Annotated in this window: 14 protein-coding genes and 2 tRNA genes; all 16 read left to right on the top strand. The window is 31.9% G+C overall.

Features of this window, described 5'->3' with window-relative positions; all coding sequences use genetic code 4:
- Positions 1-32: 32 nt before the first annotated feature.
- On the top strand, positions 33-1007 hold the full coding sequence (locus tag EXC42_RS06120; protein ID WP_012498290.1) for a hypothetical protein: 975 nt from the start codon (positions 33-35) through the stop codon (positions 1005-1007).
- Between the two features lie 18 nt (positions 1008-1025).
- Positions 1026-2138: a hypothetical protein gene (locus EXC42_RS06115; RefSeq protein ID WP_012498289.1), complete on the top strand. Its 1113-nt coding sequence runs from the start codon at positions 1026-1028 to the stop codon at positions 2136-2138.
- A gap of 290 nt (positions 2139-2428) precedes the next feature.
- Positions 2429-5248 (top strand): excinuclease ABC subunit UvrA, encoded by a 2820-nt coding sequence (uvrA, locus tag EXC42_RS01900; protein ID WP_012498288.1) that lies wholly within the window; start codon positions 2429-2431, stop codon positions 5246-5248.
- Between the two features lie 70 nt (positions 5249-5318).
- Entirely contained in the window at positions 5319-6278 is a 960-nt protein-coding gene (lgt, locus tag EXC42_RS06110; protein ID WP_012498287.1) for a prolipoprotein diacylglyceryl transferase, read from the top strand.
- 22 nt (positions 6279-6300) lie between these two features.
- A complete protein-coding gene (locus EXC42_RS01890; RefSeq protein WP_012498286.1) occupies positions 6301-7209 on the top strand; it encodes an NAD(P)/FAD-dependent oxidoreductase in 909 nt (302 codons plus the stop codon).
- 69 nt (positions 7210-7278) lie between these two features.
- Positions 7279-7362, top strand: a tRNA-Tyr gene (locus tag EXC42_RS01885).
- A gap of 3 nt (positions 7363-7365) precedes the next feature.
- A tRNA-Gln gene (locus tag EXC42_RS01880) sits at positions 7366-7440 on the top strand.
- A gap of 294 nt (positions 7441-7734) precedes the next feature.
- Positions 7735-9945 (top strand): putative immunoglobulin-blocking virulence protein, encoded by a 2211-nt coding sequence (locus EXC42_RS01875; protein WP_012498285.1) that lies wholly within the window; start codon positions 7735-7737, stop codon positions 9943-9945.
- Positions 9946-9965: 20 nt separating this feature from the next.
- On the top strand, positions 9966-12182 hold the full coding sequence (mip, locus tag EXC42_RS01870; protein ID WP_012498284.1) for an Ig-specific serine endopeptidase MIP: 2217 nt from the start codon (positions 9966-9968) through the stop codon (positions 12180-12182).
- A complete protein-coding gene (locus EXC42_RS06105) occupies positions 12172-13653 on the top strand; it encodes an MSC_0624 family F1-like ATPase-associated membrane protein (RefSeq protein ID WP_012498283.1) in 1482 nt (493 codons plus the stop codon). Before mip ends, EXC42_RS06105 begins: the two co-directional genes overlap by 11 nt.
- A complete protein-coding gene (locus tag EXC42_RS01860; protein ID WP_012498282.1) occupies positions 13646-14161 on the top strand; it encodes a DUF2714 domain-containing protein in 516 nt (171 codons plus the stop codon). Before EXC42_RS06105 ends, EXC42_RS01860 begins: the two co-directional genes overlap by 8 nt.
- Before the next feature lie 24 nt (positions 14162-14185).
- Entirely contained in the window at positions 14186-15094 is a 909-nt protein-coding gene (locus tag EXC42_RS01855) for an MSC_0622 family F1-like ATPase gamma subunit (protein WP_012498281.1), read from the top strand.
- Positions 15087-15548: an MSC_0621 family F1-like ATPase epsilon subunit gene (locus tag EXC42_RS06100; protein ID WP_012498280.1), complete on the top strand. Its 462-nt coding sequence runs from the start codon at positions 15087-15089 to the stop codon at positions 15546-15548. The genes EXC42_RS01855 and EXC42_RS06100 overlap by 8 nt, the downstream gene beginning before the upstream one ends.
- Positions 15535-17619 carry an MSC_0620 family F1-like ATPase-associated subunit gene (locus EXC42_RS06095; protein ID WP_012498279.1) on the top strand — a complete coding sequence of 695 codons (2085 nt, stop codon included), beginning with the start codon at positions 15535-15537 and terminating at the stop codon, positions 17617-17619. The genes EXC42_RS06100 and EXC42_RS06095 overlap by 14 nt, the downstream gene beginning before the upstream one ends.
- A gap of 14 nt (positions 17620-17633) precedes the next feature.
- Positions 17634-19181, top strand: coding sequence for an MSC_0619 family F1-like ATPase alpha subunit (locus EXC42_RS01840; protein ID WP_041914163.1), 1548 nt, complete (start codon positions 17634-17636; stop codon positions 19179-19181).
- A complete protein-coding gene (locus EXC42_RS01835; protein ID WP_012498277.1) occupies positions 19181-20557 on the top strand; it encodes an MSC_0618 family F1-like ATPase beta subunit in 1377 nt (458 codons plus the stop codon). Before EXC42_RS01840 ends, EXC42_RS01835 begins: the two co-directional genes overlap by 1 nt.
- The last annotated feature ends 141 nt before the right edge of the window (positions 20558-20698 follow it).

Here is a 20698-nt window from a genome sequence, read left to right as displayed (position 1 = left end):
TAATTTATAAAAATTGTTTAAGGAGGATGTTTATGCAACCAGAACTTTTTAAAACCCCTGAACCAGAATGCAACTCAATCAAAGAACTCTTTGACAAAAACAATCGTAGTAAATATTTGCCATGATTTATTTTCTTTGCCTTATTTTTGACCATTGTATTTGTCTTACAATTTGGTGGATTTTTGCATTTAGTAATTAATAGGACAACTTATTTTGACCATTGAGCTGACATCTTAAGAACTTCGGGCAAGAATCTTAACGGAACGCAAATTGCAGCCATTGTGAGTCGCTCTTATGTTCAACGCGTATCATTCGCTAGCATCTCTACGATTTTGCATTTAGTAATTCTTGTTTATTTTATCGTTGAAACAGTTCGTACTAATTTAAAAAAAGATTATTCGCTTTTTTCAAGAATATTGGGACATTTGATTACTTTACTTGGCTTTTTTATAACAATTAACTTAATCTTTAACTTCATTTTTACGTTTTCAGGTTTTGCTTCATGAGATATTAATGGCATTTTATCGTTTGCTGCAACCTTAACTTTCGTATTTGCATTCATTTTTATCTATATGATGAGAGTAAGAAGAATCATTTATAAATTTGCTTATGAAACTTTTTTAATTAATCAAAAGAATTCTTCACAAACTAATGATGTCTTTAGCCAACTAAACAATATCTTTAATGCTAATGGCAACACTTCAAATAACAACGAAAGTTCAGAAAATGTTATTTTAGGAGCAGCAACTACTAGTTCTACGACAAATCATGAATATCGTGCAAAGTTACAAGCACTAGAACGTGATCAACTTATTAATATGGCCAATAAATTAAACATTTATGGCGCTGATGAGTTTTCAAATGAACAATTAATTGATAAAATTGCTACTATCTTTGAAGAAAAACAAAAACCAGCAACTAGTGGCACACCAAGCCAAAGGACTTCAGAGATAATGAATCCATCTGAAAATAATCCTTCTAAGGATGATTCAGAAAATAATAATTAGCAAAGGAAAAAATAACTCATGATCACTAAAATACTATCAGCTACTACTCCACAACCTAAAACAAGCACTAATAATACTGCTTGATTAATTGGGCTAACTTTACTTTTCTTGGGGTTGGCTTACTTTGCTATTAAATTTGCATTTGGCTGAAAAAGATCTTTAAATAAAACCAAAAACGTTTTAGGAAAAGAGCTAGTTAAACCTTATGTTCAAGGATTTTCTCCTAAGTCTTCATCTTTTTTTACTTATATGCTTATTAATGTTTTTACCGTCGTGCTTTTAGTGTCTACTACGATCGTTTTAGTTAAATTAATTAACCGTGGTGAAAGCACAACCAGCAGCTTTGCAGTTAGTTACTACGCACTTTTGGCTACCACTTTTATTGTGTCATTAGCCTTTAATCTATTTATGCTAATTAGTTATTTGGCTACTTTCAAAGAACCACAATACGCACACAGCAAGAATTTACCAGACGAGTTAAGAAGCCTAAAAAATCAAAAAACATTAACCAACAGTTTTCCTGAAGAGATTAAATTAGATCTTAATAAAATCACAATAGACAATCCTTTAGCGCCAAGAGTACTAGCAAAATTTATTAAACAATATAACGACCTAAATAAAGTGGGAGAAGCTAATAGTTTAAAAGCTAAATACTACACATATTTAGATCAAAAATTTAAAATTTTATACTTTAACGAACTTAACAATCAAATTGAAGTTGAAAAAGAAAACGAAGGTCGCATGTTGGGCATTGTCGGCTCTGAAGGCAAACAAGTGCAAGCAACAAACAAAATCGAAGAAGAAATCATTTGAATGGATAAAGCCGATGCTAAGGCAAAACTTTTAATGGAAACTAAAGATTTAGTTAAAAATGATGATCCTAAAGAAAGAAATAGCAACTATGAAGATTATTTATACAACATTCGTGCAAATGATCCAATCTATGCTAATGTAAAACGTAATACCTTTGTAACATATCGCGATATTGATATTGAAGATCTATTTTACAATCCTTCTACTAATATCACTTATAGTTTAGATGGCGGTAAAACTACTTTAGAAAAACCATTACATGAATTTCTAAATGTTTATCATGGGTATTTAGTTGAAAAATTTTATGGCTCTTTATAGTATTGACTGTCTTTAAAACTATTTAAATAATAATAAAATAATGCTTCTATTCTCATTAGATAGAGGCATTTTTTAATTGCAATATCGTCCCAAAAAATCTTCTTTTACTTTTTTGAGTTCATTAAATTTATATGTTATTACTATTTAAAGATCTTCATGTGATGTTTTATACTAGTTATTAAAGCAATTTTTACTAACAAATTTGCATAAAAATAACTAGTGAATTTTAACTGCTTTTATTGAAAAATTTATCGTGGTTTTTAGTGTTGAAAGTTATAATTAATAACTATATGAATGACAAAATAATAGTAAAAGGTGCTAAAGAAAACAACCTAAAAAATGTAAATGTTACTATTCCAAGGAATAGTTTTGTGCTGTTTACAGGCTTAAGTGGCTCTGGTAAATCTTCTTTGGCGTTTAACACAATATATGAAGAAGGAAGACGTCGTTATATAGACAGTCTTTCAAGTTATGCACGTCAATTTTTAGGGGGCACTAAAAAACCAAATGTCGAAAGTATTGATGGACTAAGCCCAGCTATTTCGATTGAACAAAAAACTACTCACAATAACCCTCGTAGTATTGTGGGTACTGTAACTGAAATTTATGATTATTTAAGATTGCTATATGCTAGAGTTGGAAAAGCTTATTGTCCAAATCATAAAATTGAAATCACTGCTCAACGCTCTAAAGATATTTTAGATGCAATCTATCAAAACCCTAAAGGTGAAAAAATTTATATTTTAGCTCCCCTTGTAACCTTCCAAAAAGGAAGCCACCAAACCTTGTTGGCGTCTTTAAAAAGAGATGGTTTTTTAAGGGTGAAAATCAATGATGAAATTTACAGTCTTGATAACGAAATTACCCTTGACAAAAACAAAAAATGGACAATTGAGCTAGTCATAGATCGTCTTGTTTTAGAAGATGATATTTATGCTCGTGTTGCTGAAGCAGTTGAAAACGCTCTTGAATATGGCAAAGGGTTAGTCGTTGTAGAAGTGCCTAATAAATCTAAAACAACTTTTTCAATTAACCACAGCTGCGAATTTGGCGATTTTAATATGCCTAAGATTGAACCAAAACTATTCTCATTTAACTCACCTGCGGGTATGTGCTTAAAATGTAAAGGCTTAGGAGCGCTACAAAAAGTGGATTTTGATTTACTTTGCCCTGATAAAAGTCTTTCAATTGCCGAAGGTGGAATTATCTACTACAAAAATCTAATTGGCACTCTTAATCTAGAATGGCAAGAGTTTAATTCACTTCTAAAATATTACGATATTGATATTAATACGCCGATTATGGATCTAAGCAAAGAACAAATCAACATTATCAAACATGGCTCTTATGAACCAATTGCGATTAAACACACTTCATCATCAGGCTATTTACACGAAGCAACTATAAAAATTGAAGGTGTCGTTGATAAGATTGAAAGACGTTATTTTGAAACAAAATCTGAAGAGTGACGTACTTATTACAAAAAGTTTTTAGCAGATATCCCTTGTGATGAATGTCATGGTGCAAGATTGAATAAATATGCTCTTTCTGTTAAGATAGCTAATCTAAATATTAATGAAATATGCGACTGTTCAATTGAAAAAATTAACACTATTATCAATGGTCTTGAACTAAATGATCTAGAACAAGAAATTAGTAGTCTTATCCTAACAGAAATTAAACACCGTGTTACTTTTTTAATTAATGTTGGATTGCAATATTTAACTTTAAATCGTAAAGCTGAAACTCTTAGTGGTGGTGAAGCTCAACGGATTAGATTAGCAACTCAAATTGGTTCTAATTTAACGGGAGTTTTATATGTGTTAGATGAACCTTCAATTGGACTTCACCAAAAAGACAATGAAAAGCTACTAAATTCGTTAAAACACATGGTTTCAATTGGTAATTCTTTAATTGTAGTGGAACATGATGAAGATACCATTAGGCAGGCTGATTATGTTGTTGATATTGGCCCTCGTGCTGGTGAACATGGTGGCGAAATTGTTTTTAGTGGTAAAGTTGATGATTTGATGAAATGCGAAAATTCAATTACCGGAAAATATTTAAATGGTGATTTGAAAATTGAAGTGCCCAAAAGCCGTCGTTCAGGCAATGGTAAAGTTCTAGTTTTAAAACATGCTAAAACCAATAATCTAAAAGATGTAACTTTAAGCCTTCCACTAGGCAAATTAATCGCTATTACTGGTGTAAGTGGCTCAGGTAAAAGTAGTTTAATTAATGAAGAATTAGTGACAAGACTTTCACGCTTTTTAAATAGTGCTAGTTATGATATTCGCAAAGACGCTGACTTATCGGGGCAATTTAATGTGGATAAATTAGTGCAAATTACGCAAACTCCAATTGGAAGAACGCCGCGTTCTAATCCGGCCACTTATACTTCAGTTTTTGATGACATTCGTGATGTGTTTGCTGCGACCGAAGAAGCCAAAATTAGAGGTTATAGTCGTTCGCGTTTCTCATTTAATATTCCTGGTGGGCGTTGTGATAAATGTCAAGGTGATGGCGCAATTCGTATTGAAATGCACTTTCTACCAGATGTTTATGTTACTTGCGATCATTGCAATGGTAAACGTTATAACTTGGAAACGCTTGAAATTAAATACCACGGTAAAAGTATCTATGATGTTTTATCGATGACAATTGAACAAGCTTACAACTTCTTTTTACAAAGAAGTAAAATCCGCGACAAACTAGAAACTTTACTAGAAGTTGGGCTAGGATATATTACGCTTGGTCAAAGCGCAACTACTCTAAGTGGTGGCGAGGCACAACGGGTGAAACTAGCAACTTATTTACAAAAAAAACCTACAGGCAAGTCACTTTATGTCTTGGATGAGCCAACTACTGGATTGCATCCTTATGATGTTTCAAACCTACTTAATGTTTTAAATAAAATTGTTAATAACGGTGATACAGTTGTTGTAATTGAACATAATTTAGATGTTATTAAGTGCGCTGATCATATTATTGATTTAGGACCAGATGGCGGTGAAGGTGGTGGGCAAATTATTGTTTCAGGAACACCTGAGCAAGTGGCGAAACACAATTTTTCATACACCGCTGAGTATTTAAGAAAAATTCTTAACTAATTATTTTAGTTTTAATGTTTTATAATTTTAAAAGTCTATAAACATGTAGGCATTCTTAGAAAGGACAAAGATGAAACCAACTGATTTTTCCGGTGTAGCTTTAAAAGTGGGTCCCTTTAACGTTTATTCATTATGTATCATGTTGGGGATGATTGCTTCAATTTTTACAATTTGATTTTTTTGAAGAAGAGAAAAATATCCTTTTGAAAAATTAGCAATCTTAATTTTTATTGCTTTGCCAACTGCTATGGCCGGGGCAAGACTATTTTTCTTGTTAGAGCAATCTAGTGTCGGCAATTGATCAGTTTGAAAGAAATTCTACGCCATTTGAGAAGGCGGTCTTTCAATTCAAGGTGGGGTTATTACCGCCGCATTGTGTTGCATTTCCTATATTACTTTTTCAAAATCAGCGAACAAAATCGACATTAAAAAGGCATTTTCAATTATTATTCCTGCGGTCTTAATTGGACAAGCAATTGGCCGTTGAGGAAACTTTGCTAACCACGAAGTATATGGCGGAGTTATGTCAGAAGACTCTCTTGCATTTCGCATTTTACCTGACCTTATCCGTAAACATATGTATATTGGTGGTAAGTATCGTCTACCCCTATTCTTGTACGAATCAATTGCTAACTTAGTGGCCTATGTAATTATTTGTTGAGTACTAAATTACTGAAACTGACTAAGACCAGGAACTACTGGTGGTATATATTTAGTTTACTACGGCATTTTAAGAACCGGTATGGAACCGCTAAGAGAAGAAAGCTTCAAATTCTATACTGTCTTATCAGTAAGTTACATTATTCTTGGTCTTTTCTTAATTTTAATGTTTGAATTTATTAACAAACTTAACTACAATGTTTACAAAATCCCAGTTTATAAAAATGAAAAACTTGCTAATATTTTCTATTTTTTAGTGTACGAACCAAAGTACCGTGAAATGCGTCATGGCGCAGCTTTAAGAACTAGACCAACTTCTTTACAAAGCAACAATTCGGAAAACGATACTCCGATTATGGAAGCAAAATAAGTTTAGAAATTAGGTGATATTGATGGCTAAATATGATGTATTAATTATTGGTGCTGGGCCCGCAGGGCTAACAGCCGCTATTTATCTTGCAAGAAATAACATGGACGTTGCTTTCATTGAAAGCTATGCCCCTGGTGGGAAAATTATTGAACAATCTAAAATTGAAAATTACCCTGGTTTTGATAATATTACTGGCCCTTCTTTAGCGACCCATTTTTATAATCAAGCAACTCGCAATGGTGCTTCTTTAATCTTTGGTAAGGCTATTAAAATCATTTCAAATGGTGACTTTGATAAAACTGTTATTATGGAATCGGGCGAAGAGTATCATGCTAAAGCAATTATTATTGCGACAGGAATGAAAAACCGGATTCCTAGCGATATCGTTAACATTGAAAAATTTAATCACCGCGGTGTTTCTTATTGCGTTCTTTGTGATGGTGTTATTTTTAAAAATCAACCATGTGCAATTATCGGCGGCGGAAATTCCGCTTTTGAAGAGTCTATTAGTTTAGCTAGTTTAGCATCTGAGGTGCACATTTTTGTACGCGATGGAATCATCGCCGAAAAACGCTTGGTTGATGATGTAAAAAAACATTCTAAAATCATCGTTCACGAAAATTCGCAAGTACTAGAACTAATTGGCCAAGATGAACTAGAAGCTATTAAAGTGAACATTAATGGGGAAGTGTCTGAGATGAAAATTAAAGGACTATTTCCATACATTGGACAATTACCAGCAACTGATTTTCTTGACAAAGAAATCTTAAATGAACGCAAATTTATTGAAGTTGATCATAATATGGAAACCAAAATTAAAAACATTTTTGCCGCTGGTGATGTCGTGGCCAAAGATGTGCGTCAAATTACAACAGCAACAAGCGATGGCACTATTGCTGCTAAAACAATTAATAGTCGGATTGTTAAATAATAAAAATTGTTATAAATAATTAAAAGCAATTTTGCAAAAATAATATATAATGTTATTTGCAAATTGCACGGAGGGGTAGCGAAGCGGCCAAACGCGGGTGGCTGTAACCCACTTCCTAACGGTTCGGGGGTTCGAATCCCTCCCCCTCCACCATTTTGCCCTTTAGCCAAGTGGAAAGGCAGCGGTTTTTGGTACCGTCATTCGTTAGTTCGAATCTAACAAGGGCAGCCATATCATTTATTTGTACAACGCAAATTTTTAATGAACACTAGAATTGCATTGTCTAGTGTTTTTTATTGCCGCTCAATATTTAATTTTTTTCACAAAGTAAATCTATATTAGATTTACCTAATACAATAAATCGCAGCAAGCTCAGTAAATTAGCCTTTTGGCATCTTTTTGTATGACTAAACGCATTTAAATATGTAACAAATCTACAAATTACAAAAAAAAAAAAAAACTTTTGTTATTTTTGTGTTAAATTTATTTCTAATTTTTTTACTAAAAGTTAAAGGAGCTAGAAACATGCGTGAGTTGAAGAAAAAAACAAAAATTGCTTTAGGAATCGGTGGAGCCATTCTATCTGCATCAGCTTTTGTATCGTTTGGACTATTTACGGTCCAAAGACCAAGTAATACTGATATGAACCTAAACATTAATGGTCGTGGAATTGACAGCAAAATTGAAGATGGCATTCCTCAAGGGGATGAATTTAATTCAAATCGTGATTTAAATCTTCCCAAGAAAAAACTTGAAGAAAAAAAAGAAGAAATCATTCCAAAAAAAGATGAACTTCATACTGAATCAAAGCCTGAACCCAAGCCAGAGACTTCACCTGTGCCTAAGCCTAAAAATCCGCCTATTAACTCAGATCCTGAATCAAGCGATGTTGAGTGACAGAATTTTACCATTGGCGGAGCCAATGTTAGAGTAAAGGTTAAAAAGCGTAAACCTCGTGAAGAATGAGAAGAAGATAAACGAAAAGGTTTAACTAATTTATCCAAATATATAAATCAACCGGTTGACAAAATTCTAGAGGTTGAAGTCACTGAAGAACTTCGCAAAAATGCTCTTAAAAATGCACTAGAAGGCGCTAATAAGGTAGACAATGCGTTTTTGGAACATGGCTTTCAAGATGATTCTAAAGATGCATTTAAGTATTACAATAACCAGCCCCCGCTAAAAAACCTGCTTGAAAAAATAATTTATCGTTACGAAAGATTAATAAATTCAGGAAATTTTAAAAAATTTCTTAAAGAAGGAAAAGAAAAAGAGTACGAGGAACTTTTGGCTAAAGGAGAATGAAACGGTGAATATGGCGAGCAAAGAAGAAAACTTTGAATTGTTAAAAATCTAGACCCTAACAAATTTACAAAGCTTTCTTCACAAACCGAAAAATACCTAAAAGAAGGTCTTACTCCAAGTGCTGATAATATGTACATTAATGAAAATGGTGAACTCGAATCACACTCATACTCACCGCATCCAAGTTTTAATGGCACTGTTGCGCGTATTACGAGAGACAATAATCAAAAAAGAGTGTTTGGTTACAACTCCTCTGAACATAGGTATTCAGGGTCTATTCTTGAGGGCAGCTATCCAGGGTGAGATAAAAAAGACGTTACTAATGATTACAAATCTGGTTATGGCCTTGAAGATGGCGACGGCATCAACTTTTCAAAATTAACAAGAAAAGAAAAAATCGAAGGAAAATTAAATGAAGGCATTGTTCTAACAATTGACGCTTCAAATCCTAAGGCTTATCAAAAAGCTAAAGAAGTGATTGAAAAACTAAAAACTAATAAGGTTGAAATTACTGGTTATAGGATCATTAATATGGGCTTAAATAATAACCAACAAAATTTCGAAGAAATTCTCTCAGCACTTCCTGACAAAATCAAACAGTTAGAACTATTTTTTGAAACAACTAATACTAGTGCATTGATTAAACTTAAAAATAAAGAAATTGATGAACTTTCAATGTACACTACCGGAAATTCCTTAAAAGACGAATGATCATTTAATCCAAATGCTTTTCGTAAAGTTAAGTGAATTAATACAGTTGACTATAATGTTAGTTCCGGCTATCGTTATGGTTCAAAAATTGCCACAAGAATAACCTTTAACTCATTGTCGTTTGATCCTGATGATTACAATAAATCTGGATCCACTTTGAAAGAAAAAATAGAAAGAATCAACGAAGGTTTAAGAATGGCTTACTATGTTAGAAATAACGAACCTATTTTCCAAGGCGGTTTTGGGCCAGGTCTTGACCCTGATCACGATGAAAAGGGTAATAGTTACCCAACAGGTCTTGACTTAAGTAGAGTGCCAGAGTTAAAGAGTTTACGTGGTTTAGAATTTGGCGATATTAATAAAAGAGTCAATGGTTCAAGAAGATTAAAAAGATTAGTTTTAAGCAATGATAGTGATATTTGAGAAATTGATGCCGATGAGTTAAACAATGCAAACTTTGATGTTTTAGCTCACAATGAGATGGGACCACCAAAAACAAGAATTCTATTTAGTAATGGCAATATTACAAAAAAACTAAGAATTGTTGCAAAGGGTCACCAACTAAATGATAGCGGTGTAAGAAACTTACAAATTCTTTTAAAATGTGCTGAAAACCTTTCAAAAGAAATTGAAGTCAATTCTTCTGACAGTGCTCTAGCTTCTAAACTTAATAGCCTTGGTTACAAAACTTCAACTAACTCAGGATATGAAATTCTTTAATCAAAAGGAGAAATAAACTTATGAAAGATACAAAAAAAGTTAAAAAAATATTTTTATCTTCGCTTCTAGTGGCTTCGCCAATTTTTCTTAGTCTTGTCTCAAGTGCTTGTGGTAGTCCGAAAGATCAAGTAAATCCATCTCCCGAAGCCAAAAAATCAAGTAAATTTGATGTTAGTGTTGAAGTTGACAAAATAAAAGGTAAAACAAAAGAAGGGTGAAATAGAATTCTTCCATCAAGTGTAAGTACTGATGACGTTGAGCTAAAAGTTAATGGCAAAGATGCTTCTAAGGTTGATGCGAAAGTTTATGCGGTAATTAAGGATCAAGACGACCCTGCGACTGGAAAACAAAGTTCGAATAAAACCGGCAAGTTTACTATTAGAGTAAAAATTACTGATAAAAATGATTCAACTAATTTTGAAGAAATTGATATTCCGATGAGTGGATTTTCAAATAATCCCTATGGAGCAGATGAAAATGGCAAAATTGATCATGATCCCACCGAAAGATTAAAAAGTGATCTTGCCAAATATATTGAAATGACACAAAGCGAACGTTTCAATATAGACAATGAAAAATACATAGCCTCTTTAGAGGGATATTTAAAAAGTAAAGGCGTAGATGTTGCGAAACTTCGTAAAGAAATAACAACTACTAAATCTAAAAAAGAAGCTTTTGACAAAATCGCTAAAGAAATCGGAATTGATACCTACGACAATTCCCTTAAAAAAGGTTTTACGCTTCCAAATTATGATGAGCAAGGCAACTTCAAGGGTTTGGCGCTTCAAGAAGGCAGCGAAACTCCTAAAACATTGTCATGAGTTGATGCTATAAACCGTAATCCATTTGCCATAAATGGCTTAGCTAGATTACTACCAAATGAAATGTATCGCAAAATTGCTCATCAAACTTATTTAGTATCAACAAATAATCCTAGTCCTAAAAATCTCACCGATTGAAAAAAAACTATTGCCGAACAAGGCACGATGTGAATAATGGACTATATCAAAAAAAATGATGGTAAATATCCTACTAAGTGATATTTCGGAACCAATATTCATGTTTCGGATACTTTTAGAAAAGATACATTACGTTTTTCTTTAGGAAAACTAGATAGAAATTTAGGAACAAAAACAATTTTCAAAACGACCCTAGCAGAAACTAATAGTTTTTACAAACAATATAACTTTAATTTAAGAGAAAATGAAAATGATAAAAACGAAGACAAAGGTGTTAAAACTGTTTATGAGGCTAAAGATTTTCTAAAAAAAGATCCAGCAGATTATTTAATTGAATCACAAAAAACTAAATACAAGGATGCTAAAGAATTTGTTGATTTTTCAGTACTAGAGCTTGATTTTGAAAAATTATATGCCCGTGCAGGCGGGAAAACTGGCACTGGCTTTGATAGCGCAGAAGATTTCGCAAGAGAATTAACTAATAATTATGCTGATGATAGCAACACCGACAAAATCAAATTTAAAAAAGTCTCGTATTTAAAAGACTATAGCAAAATCGATAGACAGTTAGGTATTAAACAAGGCCAAGCAGATACTTATACAGGAGATAGCCTATATGCTGCTGGTTGACCAAATTCAAGAAGTGATCATTTCTTGAAACAATATGAAGACGATGATCAAATAAAACTTAGAAATTATTCAAGCAGTTTTTGAGTTAATTCTGAATCTGTATTTTATGAAGCAATTAAATCTGGTCGTATTGATTCTAACTTAGAAAAAAAACTTAATTCTGGTAATTACTTGTCATATGCAATTGGCGCCCGTACCTTCACTGACAAACCAGGAGTAGTTGATGCATTTATTTCTAGTTATCATAATGGTGATAGTTTATTTAAAACTCATGATGGAAAAGAATGAATCGCAATGGGTCTAAATTATATGCCTAAACACTACTCGCCTGGCGGTGGTTCATCTGGTTCATCGATTAGAACTCAAGCTAACGAACTAGTGGCAATATTCCACACCGGAATTCAAAGTGCTTCAACTGGACTTGCAGCCGCATTTCGTTCAGAGGGCTTCGATTACAAAGGCGCCTTTGGAAATGAATATAAATTGCCACAATATGACTTAATTTATGGTGGTGGCATGGATCAAAATGTAGGCGTTTCATATCGTGAAGCCATGAAAAAATTATACGCTAATGAAAAAAGTGCACTGTTCCCGGAAGGTTTTGACAAGATAGCCGAAGGATTCGAATTTAGCAACAATGGAAAATAAAACAATACAAGAACTTTCTTTGCAAAATTTTGAAGAGCAAAAAATATATAAAAAACAAGTTGAAAAAATCAAAATTTATAAATGGACTTTAATATCAATAAGTTCCTTATTGATATTATTAGTTTTGATTTTTTTTGAACGGACCTTATTAGGATTTTCATTAGTAAATAACGATGCAAGATTGTTATTTAATTTTACTTCGCCACCGTTAAAAGAACGTAATTTCATGATTATTGTAAGAATGCTATTACTAAGTTCTTTTTTAGTCGGAGCGTTAATTAAAAATTACATTAATTTATTTAGTGTTAAAGAACGTATTAATAAATATTGGCCATTCTTTACGCTTTATATTTTGTACGCTATTGCCATTTTTTTGATTATGTATTTTTACAATGGCACTACTTTGATAAAAAAAGATCAATATGCAGCGGCTTTTACTTCGCTAATTTGAATTTCGCTGCTATTTATTCCACTTTATCTTATTAATGCTGTTTATGAAGTGTTGCAATTTAATTATTTAAAGAAAACTAACCCAATTCTTACTTACCGAAGTAAAAAGATTATTGCTATTTCGCTTATAATCAAAGCTATTTCTTATCTACTAATAACCTTATTTTTAACCCTTATTTATGTGTTTGCACCAGATAAAACATATATCTTCGTTAATAATAAATTCTACGATTTTGTTAACAACTACTTAGGTTCAAGAACCGTTCTTAACATTCTAATTACCTTTTTAGTTGTAGTAGTTTCAATTACTTTAATTGCTTTTGCTAATCTAACCTTCATTATCAAAGTAATTAATTTCAAAATCTTTAGTGGTTACTTTATGGCTATTGCTGAATTTATGTTAGTTATTCTATTTCCAGTTCTAGTTGTAGCTTTTAGTTTTATCTTTAGATATCAAAGCGCTAACATTTTTGGCACTAAAAACCCTCTAGACTGAGTCTTTACACTTTATGCTTTAGTTCCTTCATTAGTAGCTATTACTTATCCACTATTACTAAGATTTCAAAAGATTAGAAAAGACAATGTATTAGTTAATGATGTTATTTTTTACTCGAGTTTACTTTTAATTTCTTCAACTTTACTACTTTTCGATCTTCTAAACACTAATGCTACTGTTAGTTTAGTTAATCTTTTAGTAGCTAGTCTTGCTATTTTAGTAATTTCTATTACTAAAATAGCTATCCGCAGCCAAATCAATTGATGAAAAACTTTATTTATCACTATCCTAGGGTTGCTATTAATTGCGGTTTTATTAATGAATATGCTAAATAAATATCTTGAAGCTAATGCTAATTACAAACTATGGGTTGTAACATCGAACTTCAATATTAAAAATATCTTTACTATTCTAATTGTTGCTATTAGTTTAATTAGTTTATTAAATAGCGTAGTTCAATACATCAAAATCAATCAAAAGTTAAAAAAACATATTAACCAAAAACAAGGAGCTGCTAATGCCTAAAGCCTCAAAAAAAGACCGTAAACTTCAAGAGCAAGAAGCACTTGAAAGAAAAAAACTAGAAGAGCAAAACTACGAGTTATTTGAGGAGTTAAAAACCGGCCCTAATTTTGTTAGTTTTGAAAAATTGCTTTCATCTTCATTAATTGAAAGCAAACTAGAAATTCGTGGTGCATTTGCTAGCGAATTAGTTAACAAATTAGAACAAGCAATTTTCAAAAAACAAGATATTGTCTTTCGTTCTTTTGTTATAACTTTTAATTTAAATTTACGCTATTCATTAACTAAATTAGTGCCAATTATTAGCCTAAAAGAATCATCAAACGTTGAAGCCGTTAATCTAAGTAAATCTGATGATGAAGCGATTGCTAACTTTTTAAATATTTTTAACGAAAAAATAAACAGTTTACTTAATCAAAAGAAATGTCTAGAAATTGTTAATAATACGATTATTTTCATTTCGCAAGAAACTAAATCACTAAAAATCACTTTTAGCAAAGAGCTTATTTAGAAAGAAGTTAGAAAGAAGGGTATTGTGGATTTAAAGAAAACTAAGAAAAAACTAGAGAATCTTCAAATCATTCAAGAAAAAGTTGAAAGTGATAAGAATATTTTGCTAGTTAATATGCTAAAACTTTCGCGCAAGTTAAACGAAAGTTACCAAAACACCCTAAATAATGTTTCTCTGCTAAACTACGTGATTGACAATTTTTTCGTAAGTAATATTTTTATTGATTCCAAACCGCGAAAAATCATCGAAAAACTTAATCGTATTGATAGTAAAAAAACGCTTTATGTTTTTATAACAGAAGAGCAAAAACACGAAACCGATTCATTTAAAAGATATAAAGACTACTTAGCCAAAACTGCCGATTTTAGTAAAGATATTTTCATTTTGATTGGTGAAGAAGCTAAACGATTTGGCAAGGAAAACAATTTAAATGTTATTTATTCAGTTTCGCAAAACGCCAACATTGATGTTTTAAAATATGAAATTAGTAATTTAATTAAATACGAATTTCTTAATAAAAATATTGGTGCTGTGAAATTTGTTTTAAACTCAACCAAAATCAAAGACAAATGCATCCAAATTCTTCCGATTAAAGAAAACAACTTAAGCAATTTTGAAGAATCGACTCAAGAAGCGTTGGCATACCAATTTTCTTTTGCGACTAAGAATATCAAAATTTATCCAAACATTGAAGGTTTTGTTAATAACGAGATTTCTAACTATTTAAAAAATGTTATTGCAACCTTATTGTTCGAAAGCTCTTTCTTCAATGAAAAAAACAAGTTAGTTCATGCAAATAAATTAGCAAATGAATTAGATGAGCAAATCAAAACTAAAAAACGCAAATACTTGCAACTTCGTCGGGAAAGAGAAATTGAAGAGATTATGTTAATTTCAAAACCTCGCAAAATTATGGGAGGCAGCCGTGGCTAACTATTTTACTTTAATTTATGACTATCCTTTAAAATCAAAAACATTTCGCGAAGTGCAAATTAGTTTTTATAATGAAATTATTGAAGATTGATACGAAATTAGCCCCAATTCCATTGGTAGTTTTGAAAAAGGTTTAGTTAAATTGACTTTTAACCACAAAGATGAAAAATACCTACTACTTAATAATTTTTCATTCAGTGCCTCAGCGGATATCTTTAGAATTAAAAGCTCTGAGCCATTAGTTTTTTGAATAGCACAAAAAGATTTATCTACTACCACGAAAAACGAATTGAAAGTAATCAAAAAACAAATTATTGAACTTGAGCTTTTAGGGTTGTTAGGAACTTCTTATGATGATCTTGTTAATAAATGAGATCTAGAAAAGAAAAAATACTTTTTAGAATTAATCGCCAAATATAGTCTTGTGAAAGAAGGTGAATATGAAAAAAATTAAATTACTTATTTTGGGACTACCCTTAGTTTCACTTCTTCCTCTATCAGCGATTTCTTCCACAACTAACTTACGAGATGATCCTAAGCCAACCGACCCTAAAACGCAAGATCCTAAATCAGAAAATTCCAAGCCTAAAGGTCTAAGTCCTGAATGGGGCACTTTCAAAAAACTTTTTGAAGATGAATGAAAGATTCATGGTAAAACGTTTCTTAACGAAATAAAAGGGCGCTTAAATAAGTTAATTGAAGAACTAAAAAGCGATGAGAAAACGCCACTTGAAGAAAGGCTTATTGCTACTTATTACTACCGACAAGTTTTATCTTATTTTACTGAGAATTCCACAAAAATTCTAGCTGACCCTTTTGCTAATAATTTTCATTTGAACTTTCCGAGGGTATATAGTGATAACAAAAAATATACTTATGGCAAGTTGACTTACAACAAAAAAGAATATGCCGGCGTTATTTGGGGAGAAAAAGATCCAAGTGACTATAAAAAAGCTATTGGAAATGACCCTAAAAGTTTTGTAAAAGAAAAAGATGAAGATAATGTCCTTACCTATGAAGAGTATAAAAAAGTTGTTACTGATTATTTGCAAGGATTAATTAAAGCTTGAGAAAGTATCGCCCTTAACAAAGAGGATCTTCCTAATGCTAAAAAAGGCAACAAATTAAACATCAAAGAAATTAAGGTCGGCAATCAAACTCATAGTATTATTGATGTTGATCTACCTAAAGGTTTTAAAAGTTGAAGCGAATATATTGCTAGCTGTGTGACAACTCGTGTAATTGAATATGATTTAGAGCATAATCAAAAAAACAATGAACAAACTCCAAAAACTCCCCCAAAACCAGAGCAACCACCAGAAATTATTCCCGAAGATAAGCCCAAAGACTTTGATCCATCCATTGAAAATGTAGCCCCATTAGTGCCGAGAATTCGAACCAAATATTTGACTAATCCTTCACGAATTGTTAGTGGATACACTTCAAATCGTTCTAATGAATACTTTTTCTTTGAAAACCCTATTAATATTCGTTTTTCATATACGGTAACTTCGGTTAGTCAAAACGGTAATACATTAAAATATACTGTTTTAATTAAAGACTTAGTTAACCCCGAAAAAACTCGACAATATGAAGTAAACGAGGTCAATAATTATACCTTGCAACAAAATCAGCTTGATGAGATAGCAGTGGATGCTATTAACAAACAGATCATTAAGTTTTATGCCGCACTTGGCGTTGAAAAAAATCTTGATTATAAACTAATTGGTACTAGCAATACCTTGCGACAAGCACTATTTGATATGGTTTTTGTAGCAATATCATTGTATAGTAACAAAGATTACAAAGCAATCTATCGATCAATGCGCTCTAGTTATATTAACTACGATCTAAATACTAAGATAAACCAAGAAAAATTCGCCTCAGCTACCACCGAACAGTATTTTAATGAACTACGGGGCACTAAGACTAATGATATTTATTTCTGAAGCCACTTAGCATTTTCTTATGAACAAGTATATAGTCAACTTCGCAATAGTCTAATCGAAAATAAAAAGACAATAAATAAGATTTTTAATGAAACTTTTAAAGCACAAAATATGGATGTTTCTATTTTGGATAAAGGTATGCGTGAGTTGGAACGCTCAATTCAACTACTAGTAGTGCAATCAAAAAACTTTAGTGGCTCTGCTAATGGCTCATACGAGACGTATGTACAACAACTAAAAAAAGTTCACAAACTGCTACTATCTCTAGCGGCCTTAAATAAAAAAGAATCGGAATTAAGTACTGATACTGCTAAAAAAACTTTTCAAACTAACTATCAAGAAATAACAAAAGTATTGCAAGAACAATCGCAAAACCAAAAAACTTTAATTAAAATTAGCGCAGCGATCTTCATCGCCTTAGGTCTAATTATGTTAATCTATGGCACTACTATGTTGATTAAAGATCGAACTAAAGACAAAACTAAAAAAATTAATATTGCATTAGTGGTAATGGGTGCAATTATGACTGCCATTTTTACCTTAATACTAGCAATTACCTTAGGAGGAATTATATAATGACTAATAAACCAATGACTACGACCACTCTCAATCCCCGCATTACAGCAATTTTTGATTATATTATCGAAGTTAGTGGCGAATATCCTTATCAACAAAATACTTTTTATAATTTGAAAAGCAATCCTAATTTAAAAGGATTTTTGATTCACGCTACTAAAGAAAACGCTTATTTGCTAATTAGCGACGAATCTACTAAATACCAAATTGGTGACGAAATTATTCCTTCAAGTAATAAAACTAGTGTTTTAACTTCAAAAAATTATTTTGGCAACATTATTGATATTTATGGCAATGTGATTTATCCCGAAAATCAATCCCAAGCCAAATTAAATTCTGCTGATTGATATCCAAACGAAGGCAATCCCTTTAATTTGGCACATAGTCTTTCGTCAGTGCAAACTTTAAATGAACAGTTATATACCGGAGTGATTGCAATTGATCTTTTAATTCCAATCGGCAAAGGCCAAAGGGAATTAATTATTGGCGATCGTCAAACTGGTAAAACTTTCTTAGCACTTAACACTATTATTAATCAACGTCAAAGCGATGTTAAAAATATATATGTAGCAATCGGGATTAAAAAACAAGAACTAGCAAGCATTTATGAAATGCTTAATGAGTATGATGTCATGAAAAACACCATCATTATCTCAGCTGCTTCTACTAACTCTTATGAACAATACTTAGTACCTTATATTGCGATGGCTCATGCTGAAAACATTAGCTTTGAAGATGATGTTTTAATTGTTTTTGATGACTTGACAAAACATGCCAACATCTTTAGAGAAATTGCCTTGCTAATTGACAAACCCGTTGGTAAAGAAGCCTTTCCAAGTGATGTTTTCTTTGCACATTCATCGCTTCTAGAGCGAGCAGGAAAATTTAAAAACAAAAAAACAATTACTGCGCTTCCAATTGTGCAAACCGTTGACAATGATATTACTAGTTTAATTAGCAGCAACATCATTTCCATTACCGATGGTCAAATAGTTACTAACTCAGAACTTTTTAGTTCAGGTAAACTACCAGCTATTGATATTGAACTTTCGGTTTCAAGAACAGGATCTAGTGTCCAAAACTATAACATCACCAAAGTAGCTGGCGAAATTAACAAAATCTATCGCTCTTATAAACGTAATTTAAAATTAACCTCACTTAAGTACGATTTAAATAAAGAAACCGCTAGTTTACTTTCAAAAGGAGAAATGGTTGAAAAAATGTTCAATCAAGTGGGTGTATCACTATATTCACACAAATTAATTCTTCTAACAAGTAAACTAATTAGTTGAGGTACGTTTGAATCTGTTGGCGATTCAGAAGTGGCACTTAAATTTGTTGATTACTTAATCGAAAATGATCGTGTTGCTAAAAGCATTTATGCAGCAATCTTAGAAAATGGTGAAGTTAATGACGATAACATGCGCGATTACTTTGAAAACTCATTAGAACAATTTGCTAAATACAACAATTTAGATTGAAAATTAGAATCACGGAAGAAATTTATTGATTTAAGTCCCGAATTTCTTTTAAAAGCAACAATGAAAGTAGGTATTAAATAATGTTGGGAAAAGTCTCAAAAGTTTGAAATGACGTTGTTGAAATTGAATTTCCAAATGGCAATGTTCCACAACTTGATAATATTCTTGCATTGCACAACAATAGTACTTTTTTAATTACCAAACGGATTGTTGATAGTAAAACTGTTTTAGCAATTGTAATCAAAACTAGCGCTCCTATTAAAATCTCCGATGATGTTGAGGATCTAAAACACACTTTCTTAGTGCCGGTCGGTAAAGAAGCTAAAGGGAATGTCTATGACATTCTAGGAAACACCCTAAAAACGGCAAAGACTAAACCTAAATCAATTGAAATGAACTCAATTATTGATGGTAAAAAAACCGTTTCTACTGAAAGCCAAATCATTGAAACTGGTATTAAAGCTATTGACTTCTTTATGCCAATTCTAAAGGGCTACAAGCTAGGAATTTATGGTGGTGCCGGCGTTGGTAAAACCGTGTTGATGAAAGAAATTATCTTTAACATTAATAAGAACATTAAAGATTCTTCTTCAATTTTCATCGGTTCAGGTGAACGTTCACGGGAAGGAATTGAATTATATGAAGAACTTGAAAAATCAAATCTAATGCAAAACTCAACGATTTTCATTTCCAAAATGAACGAAATGCCAGGGGCGAGAATGTCAATTGTACCAATGGGTCTAACGGCAGCTGAATATCTACGCGACAAGGAAAAAGAAGATGTCTTATTATTTATTGACAATATCTTTAGATTTTTGCAAGCTGGCAATGAAGTAAGTAGTTCATTGGGCAAACGTCCTTCAATTGGTGGTTATCAAGCTACTATGGATAGTGATATCGCCGCCATTGAAGATCGTATGTTTAAAAACGACAATGGCTCAATTACTAGTTTCCAAACCGTTTTCTTACCAATGGATGATTTATCTGATCCTTCAGCCGTGGCAATTTTCAAACACCTTAATGGTAACTTGGTGCTTTCGCGTGATCAAGCCGCTAAAAATATTTTCCCCTCATTTGACCCACTTGCTTCGTCTTCAGCTTCTATTAATGAAAAACTAATCGGTAAACGTCATTTTGATGCCGTTATTGAGGCTAAAAAAATTCTAAAAAAATACAAAGATCTTGAAGATGTAATTTTGATTTTAGGATTTGATGAACTTGATCAAACCAATAAAGATATTGTTAAAAAAGCCCTGCAGCTAGAAAACTTTTTTACCCAAAACTTCTTTATGACCGAACATTTTACAAAATCACCAGGTCAATATGTTCCACTATCAGAAACAGTCGAAAGTGTTATAAGAATTCTTGAAGGGAAGTATTTAAAACAAAGCCCCGAAATTTTCTCTTACATCGGATCGAATAAGAACATTAAAACCGATGCTGAATTAGGTCTTTAGTTATAAATGAGTCAATTTAAAATCTCCTATTAACTTTAAGTTGCGGAGATTTTTTATTTTCATCATCGACAATTTAATGTAGTCAAAAATTTATCTATATTTTTTAAATGTCTTTATCTATAAAAAACAACAAAAGGGGTG

This window comes from Metamycoplasma arthritidis (assembly GCF_900660715.1).
GTDB classification, from domain to species: Bacteria; Bacillota_I; Bacilli_A; order Mycoplasmatales; family Metamycoplasmataceae; genus Metamycoplasma; species Metamycoplasma arthritidis.
The sequence above is the reverse complement of the archived record's forward strand: the minus strand, read 5'-3'. Positions and strand labels throughout refer to the sequence as shown.